Annotated in this window: 15 protein-coding genes; 10 read left to right on the top strand and 5 right to left on the bottom strand. The window is 31.9% G+C overall.

Annotation, left to right across the window (positions count from 1 at the left end; genetic code table 11):
* Positions 1 to 23 precede the first annotated feature (23 nt).
* The 3 genes from JV528_RS02910 (at position 24) to JV528_RS02900 (ending at position 1,853) form a co-directional block, all read left to right on the top strand.
* Positions 24 to 941: a bile acid:sodium symporter family protein gene (locus tag JV528_RS02910; RefSeq protein WP_000486812.1), complete on the top strand. Its 918-nt coding sequence runs from the start codon at positions 24 to 26 to the stop codon at positions 939 to 941.
* Positions 942 to 1,015: 74 nt separating this feature from the next.
* Complete coding sequence (locus JV528_RS02905; protein ID WP_000285446.1) at positions 1,016 to 1,651, top strand: HAD family hydrolase; 636 nt, start codon at positions 1,016 to 1,018, stop codon at positions 1,649 to 1,651.
* Between the two features lie 10 nt (positions 1,652 to 1,661).
* Complete coding sequence (locus JV528_RS02900; protein WP_000971980.1) at positions 1,662 to 1,853, top strand: hypothetical protein; 192 nt, start codon at positions 1,662 to 1,664, stop codon at positions 1,851 to 1,853.
* A gap of 95 nt (positions 1,854 to 1,948) precedes the next feature.
* On the opposite strand, the gene JV528_RS02895 is transcribed toward JV528_RS02900, so the two are convergent.
* Positions 1,949 to 2,134: a hypothetical protein gene (locus JV528_RS02895; RefSeq protein WP_000205307.1), complete on the bottom strand. Its 186-nt coding sequence runs from the start codon at positions 2,132 to 2,134 to the stop codon at positions 1,949 to 1,951.
* Positions 2,131 to 2,487, bottom strand: coding sequence for a hypothetical protein (locus JV528_RS02890; protein WP_000917672.1), 357 nt, complete (start codon positions 2,485 to 2,487; stop codon positions 2,131 to 2,133). The genes JV528_RS02895 and JV528_RS02890 overlap by 4 nt, the downstream gene beginning before the upstream one ends.
* 279 nt (positions 2,488 to 2,766) lie before the next feature.
* On the opposite strand from JV528_RS02890, the gene JV528_RS02885 reads away from it, so the two are divergent.
* Positions 2,767 to 4,146, top strand: coding sequence for an amino acid permease (locus JV528_RS02885; RefSeq protein WP_000429676.1), 1,380 nt, complete (start codon positions 2,767 to 2,769; stop codon positions 4,144 to 4,146).
* Between the two features lie 383 nt (positions 4,147 to 4,529).
* On the opposite strand, the gene rpiRc is transcribed toward JV528_RS02885, so the two are convergent.
* Entirely contained in the window at positions 4,530 to 5,402 is an 873-nt protein-coding gene (gene rpiRc / locus JV528_RS02880; protein ID WP_000073195.1) for a pentose phosphate pathway transcriptional regulator RpiRC, read from the bottom strand.
* Between the two features lie 443 nt (positions 5,403 to 5,845).
* Positions 5,846 to 6,175, bottom strand: coding sequence for a hypothetical protein (locus JV528_RS02875; RefSeq protein WP_000606726.1), 330 nt, complete (start codon positions 6,173 to 6,175; stop codon positions 5,846 to 5,848).
* A gap of 48 nt (positions 6,176 to 6,223) precedes the next feature.
* Between JV528_RS02875 and sdpB the strand changes: the two genes are divergently transcribed.
* Positions 6,224 to 6,961: a CPBP family intramembrane glutamic endopeptidase SdpB gene (gene sdpB, locus JV528_RS02870; RefSeq protein WP_000426706.1), complete on the top strand. Its 738-nt coding sequence runs from the start codon at positions 6,224 to 6,226 to the stop codon at positions 6,959 to 6,961.
* A gap of 24 nt (positions 6,962 to 6,985) precedes the next feature.
* Here the strand turns inward: sdpB and JV528_RS02865 are convergent, their stop codons facing one another.
* Positions 6,986 to 7,678, bottom strand: a complete 693-nt coding sequence (locus tag JV528_RS02865) for a helix-turn-helix transcriptional regulator (RefSeq protein WP_001030123.1) — start codon at positions 7,676 to 7,678, stop codon at positions 6,986 to 6,988.
* Between the two features lie 384 nt (positions 7,679 to 8,062).
* Here JV528_RS02865 and JV528_RS02860 point away from each other — a divergent pair, with 384 nt between their 5' ends.
* From JV528_RS02860 to JV528_RS02840, 5 genes are all read left to right on the top strand, one after another.
* A complete protein-coding gene (locus JV528_RS02860; protein ID WP_000130470.1) occupies positions 8,063 to 8,860 on the top strand; it encodes an inositol monophosphatase family protein in 798 nt (265 codons plus the stop codon).
* Positions 8,861 to 8,992: 132 nt separating this feature from the next.
* Entirely contained in the window at positions 8,993 to 9,940 is a 948-nt protein-coding gene (locus JV528_RS02855) for an LCP family glycopolymer transferase (protein WP_000831055.1), read from the top strand.
* A 602-nt stretch (positions 9,941 to 10,542) separates the two neighbouring features.
* Positions 10,543 to 13,497, top strand: a complete 2,955-nt coding sequence (fdhF, locus tag JV528_RS02850) for a formate dehydrogenase subunit alpha (protein ID WP_204177261.1) — start codon at positions 10,543 to 10,545, stop codon at positions 13,495 to 13,497.
* Positions 13,497 to 13,970, top strand: coding sequence for a helical membrane plugin domain-containing protein (locus JV528_RS02845; protein WP_000840806.1), 474 nt, complete (start codon positions 13,497 to 13,499; stop codon positions 13,968 to 13,970). Before fdhF ends, JV528_RS02845 begins: the two co-directional genes overlap by 1 nt.
* A gap of 294 nt (positions 13,971 to 14,264) precedes the next feature.
* On the top strand, positions 14,265 to 14,498 hold the full coding sequence (locus JV528_RS02840; RefSeq protein ID WP_000921246.1) for a hypothetical protein: 234 nt from the start codon (positions 14,265 to 14,267) through the stop codon (positions 14,496 to 14,498).
* Positions 14,499 to 14,514: the final 16 nt, after the last annotated feature.

Here is a 14,514-nt window from a genome sequence, read left to right as displayed (position 1 = left end):
TTATCGACGAGGATGTGTTAACAATGTTTCAAAAATTGAGTATATTTGCCACGAAGAGTTTTTTGGTATGGATGTTAGTAGCAGCTGTTATTGGATTTATTTTCCCACAACATGTTGCGACATTAGGTAAGTGGGTACCTTATTTACTTGGTATTGTTATGTTAGGTATGGGATTAACAATTACACCTAATGATTTCAAAATGGTCTTTAAAGCACCTAGAGCAGTAATTATTGGTGTCTGTCTACAATTCAGTATTATGCCCACATTAGCATTTATAATTGCAAAGTCTTTTCATTTACCACCTGATATTGCTGTTGGCGTAATATTAGTTGGATGTTGTCCGGGTGGGACATCAAGTAATGTAATGAGTTATTTAGCCAAAGCTAACGTAGCACTTTCTGTTTCTATTACGACGGTCTCTACGTTGCTAGCGCCATTCGTTACACCTGCGTTAATATATCTATTTGCAAATGAATGGTTGGAAGTATCTTTCTTGAGTATGTTGTGGTCAGTTGTTCAAGTTGTATTAATTCCAATTGCTTTAGGTATTGTTTTGCAAATTATTAATCGTAAAATTGCTGAAAAAGCTTCTACAGCTTTACCGATTATATCAGTTGTTGCTATTTCATTAATTTTAGCAATAGTTGTAGGTGGCAGTAAGCACCAAATCTTAACTACAGGATTATTAATATTTTTAGTAGTTATGTTACATAACGTATTAGGGTATACGATTGGTTATTGGTTAGCTCGTCTTTTAAAATTAGATCGACAAGATCAAAAAGCAGTCAGTATTGAAGTTGGAATGCAGAACTCTGGTTTAGCTGTGTCATTAGCAGCATTGCATTTTAATCCAATTGCAGCAGTACCAGGCGCAGTGTTTAGTTTCATTCATAATATAACAGGGCCTATTTTAGCAAAGTATTGGTCAAAAAAGTTATAATTGCACTAATAGAATGAAGTGGTCATCGGACTGTGTTAAGCTTTGATAAAGAGAAAAAATAGAGGAGTAAATATATGTATAGAGCAGTTATATTTGATTTCGATGGAACAATAATAGATACGGAACAACATTTATTTAATGTTATTAATAAACATCTAGAGATGCATAATGCCGATCCTATAAGCATTGATTTTTATCGTTCTTCTATTGGAGGAGCAGCTACAGATTTGCATGACCATTTAATTAAAGCGATTGGTTCGGAAAATAAAGATAAACTTTATGAAGAACATCATCTTACTAGTACAACATTACCGATGATTGATACGATTAAATCATTGATGGCATTTTTAAAGCAACGTCACATTCCTATGGCGATTGCCACAAGTAGTGTGAAAGCGGAAATATTGCCTACCTTTAAAGCATTAGGTCTAGACGAGTATATAGAGGTAGTTGTTGGTAGAGAAGATGTTGAACAAGTTAAACCTGACCCTGAATTATATTTATCTGCAGTACAACAATTAAATTATATGCCGACACAATGTTTGGCTATTGAAGATTCTGTAAATGGTGCAACAGCCGCGATTGCAGCTGGATTAGATGTTATTGTTAATACGAATAAAATGACAAGCGCACAGGACTTTTCTAATGTAGATTATGTAGCAAAAGATATTGATTACGATCAAATTGTAGCGCGTTTCTTTACGAAATAGGAGGCGTATCATGATGGGTTACATTATATTGTTTTTTCTAGCTGGTCCAGTAATTTTAGGCGTTGGAAATTTGGTGATTGGTCCTATATTTAACAAACAGACACCATTTCGCGTGCAAGTAAGATCTTTTGTTGTTGGTTCAATGATTTACTTAATACTTGCAACAATTGGCTATTTTTTACTATTACAAGGTAAACTTTAACGAGAAAACCACCTTACCTCATTAAATGGACGACCATATGTATGTGAAATGGTAGAACGTTCATGTTTATGTATGAGATAGGGTGGTTTAAATAGTTACATATATTTTAATAATAACGTCACGATGATAAGTACAATTAAGATAATATCTATGCCTACCATAATTGTAGCTCTTGTTGCATTACTTCCTTGTTCTTTTGCTGATTTCATAGCACGGTAGTTTGGCACAAAGCTAATAATTAGTAAGATTAATACAATTACACCAATTAATGCTGTTGTCATGATGAACGACCTCCTTTATTTTTTTCAATCAATTCCCAAATAAACGTAGCAATCACACCGATGATTAACCCAGTGATGACACCGATTTGTACCGTTAAAAATATGGCGCCGAAAATGATACCAATAATTAATGCAATCGGTAAAGTCGTACCGAGTTTAATCTTGCGCTCTGGAGAATTAATAATAGTAAATAATGTAAGACAAATGAGTATGAAAGCAAGTGTTGCAATAATAGTTCTTCCAACTAAATATAGGATGTCAGGTTTTTCCATACCGATATAATTTATGATGAAAAATGCTACAGCAAAGATTACCGATATTTTTGTAGCACGTGGCAGTATTTGTTTTAACATTGATATACTCCTTTTTAATATTATTAAAATTATATCATAATTACCGAGAATAGCTGAAGTTGTATGTGACTCAACGGTACTTGGACAACTTTTTTAATTTTTTAGAAAAATCACAAAATAATTGTTTGCAAAGTTGCAAAAGCCTGCTATAGTAGTTCTGTAAACGATTGCATGGTATGCAAATATTAATGTACCAAAATCGATAATTTATAGTATAATTACGGCAATAAGTTTTTTTATGGATTTATTTAGTATCAATCAGAGATGGGGTAAGAAGTTATGGAGAACAATGAACTACAAAGGGGATTGAGTGCCCGTCAAATTCAAATGATTGCACTTGGTGGTACGATTGGCGTGGGGCTTTTCATGGGTGCGACAAGTACAATTAAATGGACAGGCCCATCAGTTATCCTTGCATATTTAATTGCGGGTATCTTTTTATTTTTAATCATGAGAGCAATGGGGGAAATGATTTATTTAAACCCTACAACAGGATCATTTGCAACATTTGCAAGTGATTATATACATCCTGCAGCAGGTTATATGACAGCATGGAGTAATATATTCCAATGGATTGTTGTTGGTATGAGTGAGGTCATCGCAGTAGGAGAATATATGAAGTTTTGGTTCCCGGAATTGCCAACTTGGATTCCTGGTGTTATTGCTATTTTATTATTAATGGCAGCGAATTTATTCTCGGTAAAAGCGTTTGGAGAATTTGAATTTTGGTTTGCTTTAATTAAAGTTGTAACAATTATTTTAATGATTATTGCTGGTTTTGGTCTTATTTTCTTTGGTTTTGGAAATGGTGGCCATGCGGTAGGTATTTCTAATCTATGGACAAATGGCGGATTTATGCCAAATGGTATTGTTGGTTTCTTCTTTGCATTATCAATTGTAATTGGTTCATACCAAGGTGTGGAACTGATAGGTATTACTGCAGGTGAAACTAAAGATCCTCAGAAAAATATCGTTAAAGCAGTGAATGGTGTTATCTGGAGAATTTTAATTTTCTATTTAGGTGCTATTTTTGTTATTGTTTCAGTGTATCCTTGGAATCAATTAGGAGACATTGGAAGTCCGTTTGTTGCAACATTTGCTAAAATCGGTATTACATTTGCAGCTGGATTAATTAACTTTGTCGTATTAACTGCAGCAATGTCAGGATGTAACTCAGGTATTTTCAGTGCGAGTCGTATGATTTATACACTTGCTCATAAAGGTGAAATGCCGAAAATATTTACTAAAATCATGAGAAATGGTGTGCCATTGTACACTGTTGTTGCAGTATCTCTTGGTATTTTAATTGGTGCTTTATTAAATGTAATTTTACCTTTATATATCGATGGAGCGAAGAGTATTTTCGTATACGTTTATAGTGCGTCTATTTTACCAGGTATGATTCCTTGGTTTATGATTTTATTCAGTCACTTACGTTTTAGAAAATTACACCCTGAAGAAGTGGAAGGTCACCCATTCAAAATGCCTGGTGGCGCAGTAACTAACTATTTAACAATCTTATTTTTAATATTAGTATTGGTTGGTATGGTATTTAATGTTGAAACTAGAATATCAGTGCTTATTGGTGTTATCTTCTTAACGATTGTAACGATTTATTATTTTATTAGATATAATAAAAATAATGTAAAAGCAAAATAGTATGATTATAATGTGCGCTTATTTTATGACAAACTTGGCCCTAGCTTATTAAAGTTAAATAGCCAAAGAAGTGTTATGAGTAGGCGCATTTTTTTATAAATTTAGCTTAAATCGAAGTTGTAGTAAGAATTTACCTTTAAAAGGCAATACTATCGATAGTTTTTACTGTGGGCTTAAAAAAATAGCATCATTAAAATAACAAACGCAATTGATATATGGAATGAATCCGTTAATCAACTGCGTTTGTTTTTAATATAAGAAATTGAATGGCCTTATCAAATCATTGGTCATATGCGTATGTTATACAAGATAAAAGACATGTAAGCTTTGGAAATGATGCATAAATTATTATATGACATGATTAAAGAATTTATATAAGACTGTTAATGTTTAAAGTTAATATTTGATAAATGTTTACGATAGTTATCTAAAGCCATTTTAGATTGTGTTATGAAATCTAATGATGCGTGATAATTTAATGCAACATAACGATAATATAAAATATCAATAGTGAACATTTGAGCAAATAATGAAGTTGTTGCTCCCATATGCATCTCATTTTCATCAGTTTTCCCATAAGTTAAAACAATATTTGATGCCTGTGCTACGGGATTATCCCTTGTACTAGTAATTGTAATTATAGGTATATGGTAGTCATCAATAACTTTAACCATTGATTGCATTTCACTTTGCGTACCATTGTTAGTAATAAGAATAACACTGTCGTTCGAATTGTGAGTTGCTAATAATGTTGCAAAAATATGTGTTTCTTGAACAAGTTGAATATTAAGACCTATTCTTGATAACTTTTGGTATAAGTCGGTAGCAACTACAAAAGATGCGCCAAAACCATATATAAAAATCGTCTCAGAACGTTTTAAACAATGACATATTTGATCAATAGTTTTATCATTTAATTCGTTATTAGCATGATTCAGTGCGCGTGTAGTACGTGTATGGAGTTTAGTTCTTAAAGATTCTGTGCTTTCGTTATTCATTAATTCAACATTGTAAATTGATGATGCTTTAGGAACATATTTAGATATATTTATTTTCAAGTCATGAAAACCGCCATCAGTAATTTTCTTGCTGAATCGAATGACTGATGATGTACTAATATCTAATAAGCTTGCTAAGTCTTGAGACCTCATTTTAATCACCTTTTGAGGTGAATTTAGTATAAATTTAGCTATCTTTTTTTCGTTTTTAGTCATATATGGATATTGACTATCTATTTCTGTTAGTACGTTTGACATATTAATCACTCCACTTTAACGCAATATATTTTATTAGCGTTGGCTATTGTTGTTTAACGCGATGGTATTTACAACTTGTAACGTAAGAGAATGAAAAATAAGCTGAATATGTTGTTTGTTTAATGATATTGAATTATAAAACTGTAAATTTTTTAAGATGTATAGATAAAAAATAGCATACTCCCATGTGCAAATAATATATCAATATATTGATATATTACCGTAAGTCATACTGTATATTCCCAATTTATACATTATGTACTCATCTATTTAAATCTTAGTAAATGTAGTTATATAAGACTAAATCTACCATCTTAATCATTATGATTATAACTCGATTAATGCATCTTTACAATTTGAAGAAACTTTTTAATTGTATAATTTATGTAATAAAGTGAATTTTAATAAATAACTTGTTTAAATGACATTTTATGAAAAATAGGTTAATGGGCAAATTTAATTGCAAATAATGCGTTAGATAGTTCTGTATGATAAAAATTAAGATATTGAATTTTGTTACCATAGTCGACTTGTCGGAGGGGACGTTTATTAAGTAGTGTTATAATTTCATAATAGGAAACTTGATTTTCGTTTATTATATATGATGTTTCAAAGCCTTTGAACTTATTCAATTCATTAGTAACTATTTGGTTAAATTTATAAATATGCGTTTGAATGTTCCAATCTGTCATTAAAGTATTATATTTAATCGTATCAATGATTTGAATCAAATTAGTAATTTGTTGTCTCATATACTTAGTTTCGTTTATCATGTAGAAGTACCTCCAAAAATCAATTATTAAACAGGAAAGGATATAACAGTGGAAAATGAAAAAAAGAAATACACGTTTAAAGATATAGCATGGAGAGATTTGCTTATAATTCCAATTATAGGTGTATTATTATTTGCACTAAACATTGCAGCTTACATAGGACCAATTTTGTTTGATTATTATGAAATCGATAGTAATCTGATATTTGTAGCGACTATCACACAAGCTTTAGCATATACGATTGGGATTGGCGCATTTTATTTATTTCATTTAAAAGTGATGCCATCAAGGCTTCGGGCTGGTTTTGCGTATATCAAAAAATATTGGCTTAGATTGTCAATAACGTATATTATTGCTCTCATCTTAATTTATACATATGAATATATGACACAGTTTCTACCTAAACATTTGCAATATAGTGAAACAGCCAATGAACTTGAGCTAAATAAAATGTTTGAAGTGCCTGCATTTTTACCTGTAGCATTCTTATTAATTGTGATTGTAGGTCCAATAGTTGAAGAAATCGTATTTAGACATATTTTAATTGGAGAATTAGGTAAGAAGTTTAATTTTATAGCTATGAGTATTGTTTCGGTGTTCTTATTTGCATTTATTCATGTGACTGATGCAAAGTCACCGTTTGAGTTTGGTCCATATCTCATACTATCCATCATATTAGTTTTCACTTATTTAAAATCTGGAAGAAACCTAGGTTCAACAATTGCATTACATATAGCAAATAATTTTGTTTCTTTCGTTATATCAGTAATAAGTATTTATGCGTAGATAAAACCCCGTCGACTCCATAGTTTAGGAATCGATGGGGTTTAAAAATTGATGATAGTTATCAATGGATATGTCTCTGGTTTGAATCGTCTTACCGAATGAATACGAAATATCTATAATATTTTCAATTTCGAGTTCGGCAGTTTTGTCTTGAGCAATGTCATAAATGACTGCATGCCAATGTCCATGTTTACACAAAAGGCCAATAAATATAACGTTTTCGGCTTTAATATTATCATCAACCTTATGATCTACTAACATCACATTTCGTTCTGTACAATAAATTAAAATGTCGGAAAACAACATTGGGAGTGTCATATGTTGTGTGTCATCAAATTTAATATAAAAGTCCATGCGCTTAAGCAATTTTCTTAAGCGTGTTTGTGGAAGACTTAAACATTGTTTTATAATTGCATTGATTTCGCTTTTATATGGTAATGTCGAGTACGACTGACTTTCATTAAGCACTAAAAATAAGGCCGATAATTGTGTTTCAGATAAGTTTAATGCAATTTTAGATTGTGCTTGTTGTATTTGGTAACCACCATTTTTCCCATAATGCGCATAAATTTTAACACCTTGATTTTCTAAATCATCAATATCTCTTAAAATTGTGCGTTTGGATACGTTGCAATATTTAGCTAATTCTAAAGCGGTCATTTTTTTATTTTGTTGAATTGCAGTAATTATTAAATTTTGCCTTTCAGCTTTATTCATGACAGCCACCTCCTAAAAGATGATATATTACACAAAGTATAACATAAGAGTGACAATGAGGACATTTTCAATATCTTTTTAAAAAAATCGGAAAAATTTCGTGGAAAACGCTTACATTTTAAAAAAGATTGTGCTATGATATTACTTGTAACAGGGGGAGCGATTAAACAAAGGGGTAGAGCTATATAACAGATAGCTTTTAATCGTTCAAGTTACATCACAACATCTTCAATATTTATTACTTACTTTCCTTTCTATTTGTCGGCTAGCACGTGACTAGCCGATTTTTTTATGCATAAAATGAAGAAGTCTTCAGTTGTATTGTTGATTATTTTAATATAGGGTAATAATAAAATGATAATGATATGAGAAGTGGTGGACGAAATGACAGATAAAACATTACAGCAAATAGATAAGTTAATATGTTCATGGTTGAAACAAATAGACAATGTTATTCCACAATTAATTACGGAGATGACTACAGAAACGAAGCGTCATCGATTTGATTTAGTTACAAATGTAGATAAACAGATTCAACAACAATTTCAACAATTTTTAGCAACACATTTTCCGGAACACCAACTATTAGCGGAAGAAAAAAGTAATGAAATGATTACGAATGAAATTAATCATTTATGGATTATGGATCCCATTGATGGAACTGCCAATTTAGTAAAACAGCAAGAAGATTATTGTATTATATTGGCGTATTTTTATGAAGGTAAACCAATGTTATCGTACGTATATGATTATCCGCATAAAAAGCTTTATAAAGCAATACGAGGAGAAGGCGCTTTTTGTAATGGAATTAAGATGGAAGAACCACCATCGTTAAAATTGGAAGACGCTATTATATCGTTTAATGCACAAGTGATGAATCTGGATACGGTGCAAGATTTATTTGATGCCTCATTTAGTTATCGTTTAGTTGGTGCTTGCGGATTAGATTCTATGCGAGTGGCAAAAGGTCAATTTGGGGCACATATTAATACAAATCCTAAACCTTGGGACATTGCTGCACAGTTTTTATTTGCAGAACTATTGAATCTAAAAATGACAACTTTAGATGGTAAGGCAATTGATCATTTAAAGGGTGCACCTTTTATTATAAGTAATAAAGCATGTCATGAAACGGTACTTAAAATTTTAAATGCAAATGGTGGTTATCAAAAATACAGATAGATATTCTTGAGAGATAAAAAATGATAAAAAATAGTTATACGTCTACAGAAGTATAGTAAAAAAATTATTTTACTATATAATAAATAGAGAAAACAGACAAAGTATGTAAGGAATAGTAAAGGAGTGGTGGGATTGAAACGTTCGTCTAAAAGTAAAATGAGCCTACCGAAAAAAATATTTTTATGGGTATTCGGTATTTTAGTAATCTTAGCGATTGTAGCTGTTGTGTATGTAGCTGCTAAAATTTTTATTACTGGTAATAAGATACACAATCCGTTAGATCGCAATCATTCAGAATTAAGAGATAAAAAAGTGAGTTTAAACGATGGTGATCCATTCACAATCGCTTTATTTGGTGTCGATTCAGATGCTGATCGTAAGAAAAAGGGTGGCGGAGAGCGTAGTGATAGTATTATGATTTTATCTATCAACCCTAAAACGAAGAAAACTGAAATAGTAAGTATACCGCGTGATACAAGAGCGGAAATTGTTGGCCGTGGTACTACTGAAAAAATTGCACATGCCTATGCATATGGTGGACCAAATATGGCTGTTAAATCACTTGAAAAATTAATGAATGTGCCAATTGATCATTATGCGACAATCGATATGGATGGTTTGCATAATATGATAGATAGCATCGGCGGTGTTGATGTAGTAAGTAATGATACATTCACTGTTGATGGTGTTCGTTTTACAAAAGGACAGCAAACACATGTAAATGGTGATCAAGCATTGAAGTTTATTAGAAGTCGTAAAGAAGAAGGTGCTGGTGGTGACTTTGGTCGACAACAACGTCAGCAAATTGTACTTGAAGCGATGGCTAATAAGATTGCAAGCCCATCATCGATTACACATTTTAATAGTCTAATGAATGAAATTCAAAATAATGTTAAAACAGATTTAACATTAGGTGATTTGAATACGATTAGAAGCAATTATAAAGATGCTAATGACACAATTAATAAACATCAATTGAGTGGTCAAGGCGGCATTCAAAGTGACGGATTGTACTACTTCATTCCTAGTGAGCAGTCAAAAGCTGAAAGTACTAAGTTATTAAAAGATAATCTAGAATAGTAAACTAAGGGAAAATAAGTTATCAAAATTGTACACAAATTAATTAGATAGAATGAGCTGTATAAAGAATAACGAATAGAATTAATAGCCCGTAAATAGAAGGTGATAACACTTTGTATTTATGGGCTATTTTATTTAATGCCTGATTTGATTTTTATTAATTAATCCATTACAAATTTAATTTAAAGATAAATCTTACCTTCTAAATGACAGTAGATATTTATCAAACTTGGGTTATTAATTTTCAGAAAAAGGGTATTTATAAATGGTATAGCGATTTTTAGGTGAGGTGATTATTAAGTATTGTCATTAATAAGGTTGTGAAAGAAATGGCAAAAAAGCGTGAAACAGATAATTGGAAAGCTAATAATGATAATTATTTTCAATTAAACAAAAAGATGATTTAATTTCGCGCAAAATATTTCAAATAAAAATGATTGCAAAAATAAAAAATACAAAAATACGCTTAACATTATACACTTAAAGTAATACAATTATATTGATTCTATCTGAAAGATGTGTGGGGCATCTTTATTTTAGGTGGAAATTAGGCAATTTATTAAAAGTCATTTACGGAAAAATATATAGATGGGGTGAATAGTATGCAAGAACATTTGGTGGTCACGCTTGATGGTAAAGATTATCTTGTAGAACCAGGTACAAATTTACTTGAATTCATTAAATCGCAAGATACTTTTGTATCTTCAATTTGTTATAACGAATCAATGGGACCAATACAAACGTGTGATACATGTACTGTTGAGATTGATGGTAAAATTGAACGTTCATGTAGTACAGTGATTGATCGTCCAATGACAGTAAATACAGTGAATAATGACGTGAAAGATGCTCAAAAAGAAGCGCTTGATCGAATTTTAGAAAAGCATATGCTGTATTGTACAGTATGTGATTATAATAATGGTGATTGTGAAATTCATAATACGATGGATGCATGGGGACTTCAGCATCAAACGTATGAATATAAAGAGAAGCCATACGAAAAAGATTACGGCCCATTTTATCGTTATGATCCAAATCAATGTATCTTATGTGGGCGTTGTGTAGAAGCATGTCAAGATATTGAAGTAAATGAAACAATTAGAATTGATTGGGATCGTGAGCATCCACGTGTCATTTGGGATAATGATGTACCGATTAATGAATCGTCATGTGTATCTTGTGGTCAATGCGCAACTGTATGCCCGTGTAATGCGATGATGGAAGTTAACATGGAAGGTAATGCGGGTTATATGACTGATACGGAACCTGGTTCATTAGCGGCAATGATTGATTTAACTAAAAAAGCAGAACCTGGTTATGGTCCACTATTTGCAATCTCAGATTCAGAAGCAGAAATGCGTAAAGAGCGTATTAAGAAAACTAAAACAGTGTGTACATATTGTGGTGTGGGCTGTTCATTTGAAGTTTGGACTAAAGATAGAGAAATTTTAAAAGTACAACCATCACATGATTCTCCAGCAAATAAAATTGCGACTTGTGTTAAAGGTAAATTTTCATGGGGACATATTAATTCAGATCAACGCTTAACGAAACCATTAGTAAGGAAAAATGGTGAGTTCCATGAAGTAGAATGGGATGAAGCATTAAATGTCATTGCAGATAATTTTACATCTATTAAAGAAAAGTATGGCCCAGATGCACTATCATTCATTTCTTCTTCTAAAGCGACGAATGAAGAATCGTATTTAATGCAAAAATTAGCAAGACAAGTTATTGGCACTAATAACGTTGATAACTGTTCAAGATATTGCCAAGCACCTGCAACAAAAGGCTTATTTAGAACGGTTGGACACGGTGGTGACTCAGGTAGTATTGAAGATTTAGAAAAAGCAGCAATGTCTGTATTGATTGGTACGAATACAGCCGAAGCGCATCCGGTTATTGCATCACGCATGAAGCGTGCTCAAAAATTATTTGGACAAAAAATACATGTGTTTGATATTAGAAAACATGAAATGGCTGAACGCGCAGATCGTTTTTATCAACCGAAACCAGGTACAGATTTGGCTTGGTTAAGCGCAGTGACGAAATATATCATTGATCATGACTTACACGATAAAGCCTTTATCGAAGAGTGGGTTGAAGATTTTGATGAATATTACAAGTCATTAGAAACATTTACAATGGCATTCGCTGAAGAGGCTACTGGTATTCCAGAAGCAGAGTTGATTAAGTTCGCTGAAGAATGTGCCAAAGCAGAGTCCGTTGTCATTTGTTGGGCAATGGGTATCACACAACAAGACATTGGAAGTGATTCAAGTACAGCAATTTCGAACTTATTATTAGTTACTGGAAATTATCGTCGACCTGGTACAGGTGCGTATCCATTACGTGGACATAATAATGTTCAAGGTTGTAGTGATATGGGTAGTATGCCTGATAAAATTACTGGCTATCAAAGTATTGAAGCGGACGATATTCGCGCTAAATTCGAAAAAGAATATGGCGTTAAATTGAATCCTAAAGTTGGTAAAGATAATCATGAAATGGTTGAAGGTGTCCATGATGGGGAAATTCATTCATTATATCTATATGGAGAAGATACTGGAATTGTAGATTCAAATATTAATTTTGTACAAGCTGCTTTTGAAAAATTAGATTTCATGGTAGTCCAAGATGAATTTTTAACATTTACAGCTACATTTGCAGATGTTGTCTTACCAGCAAGTCCTTCATTAGAAAAAGATGGTACTTTTACGAATACTGAGCGACGTATTCAACGTTTATACCAAGCATTGAAACCATTAGGTGATTCTAAACCTGACTGGAAAATATTCCAAGCAATTGCTAATAAATTAGGTTTCGATTGGAATTACAAACATCCAAGCGAAATTATGGATGAAATTGCTAGACTAACACCATTATATGCTGGCGTAAGCTACGAACGTTTAGAAGGATTTAATAGTTTACAATGGCCTGTGCATCCAGATGGTACAGATGAACCAATACTTTATTTAGAAGGATTTAATTTCGATAATGGTAAAGCAAAGTTATTCCCATTATCATTTGATAATTACTTTAAGCAAGATGAAGTTTATGATATTCATGTAAATAATGGTCGATTGTTAGAGCACTTCCATGAAGGTAATATGACTTATCAAACACCAATGATTAAATACAAAGTGCCACGTGCATTTGTTGAAATTTCTCCAGAACTTGCTGAAGATAGAGGCATTCATGAAGGTGCAGAAGTTAAGTTGATATCTGAAACAGGAGAAGCGGTATTACAAGTTCATGTGACAGATCGTGTTAAAGGTAAAGAAATCTATATTCCATTAAATAATGATGCGATGGAAAATGGAGATCTAGGTGCAATTAACTTATTAACTAATAGTGATGTTGATCAATACACGGATACACCATCTTATAAACGTACAAGCTGTCGTTTGGAGGTAATTACGAAACGTGGTAAGTCACCGTTGAACCCTAATAATTTCCGTGTCAATAAAAAACGTCATCCGCAGTACAGTGTTCAAGTACAGAAAAAATGGGAACGTCCAGATTATGTTTTCCCAGGAAATCAGGTGGATAAATAATGGCTGAGAGAATATCTTCTAAAATTAGACGCTTAGAAAAATCAGAAGAACAAATTAAGTTAGAAAGTATAAATGAAGTTACAGAGGCAATTGCAGCGAATAAAGATAGTATATTAAAAGTAATCAAACTTATTAAAGTGTTAGATGATGCTAAAATATTAGATGCTTTAAATGGCGCAGTTAGAGGACGTCAAGTGATTATTAATAAATTTGCTGTTGAGCTCAACAAAGATATCTATACTGGTCTATTAACAAATATGGCTTCAATGGTATTTTTATTAGGTGAATTAAATGTATCAGATTTAAGTGACTTCCTTAATAAAGTTAATAAAGGATTACATGTTGCAAATCAAGCGAGTCCTAATGCGAAGACATCTGTAAGAAGTCTGTTAGGCGTTTTAAAAGATGACGACATGAACCGTAGTTTAACATATATGCTTAATATGCTAAAAGGTATGTCTCGAGAAGATTAATATGGGTCTATAATAAATCGGATTGATGTAAAAGTTTTTTAGTTTTCATCTTTCCGATTTTTTTGTCTTTGAATATAACAGTGTTCTTGCATGTTGGTGTAGGGGCACTGTTTTAAGTTATATTGAAATATTATTTGTATCCGAGTCTTCATCAAACTTTAAACAATATTTTTGAGAATCGAGAAAATAATGTGCTATTGATAATCAACCATCGACAGGGCTATGAAACATCATGTATTATTATGATTATGTAAGTTATTTAAATAAAAAGGGTGAGTGCATATTAATTCGAGAATGTTAAAAACGTCAGCTGTAATTTCTAATACATTATTAGTCATAGGTTTAGTCTGTCTATTTATGATGAAATTAGTGTTAGCTATTACTTTTTTTGCTGTTTCATTATCAATTAGTCTAGTTGTCTTTAATATGATGTTCAGAGATAGAACAACGATGAAAGTAATCGTTAACGCTTCTTTTTTAATCGTAATATTAGCGATTGTAGTGGCATATTTTTTATTGTCTAAGTAAGAAAAATGAGGTTTTG

This window comes from Staphylococcus sp. GDB20D11A (assembly GCF_016893255.1).
GTDB lineage: Bacteria > Bacillota > Bacilli > Staphylococcales > Staphylococcaceae > Staphylococcus > Staphylococcus aureus.
Note: the sequence above shows the minus strand (reverse complement) of the source record. Positions and strands in the feature narration are given on the sequence as shown.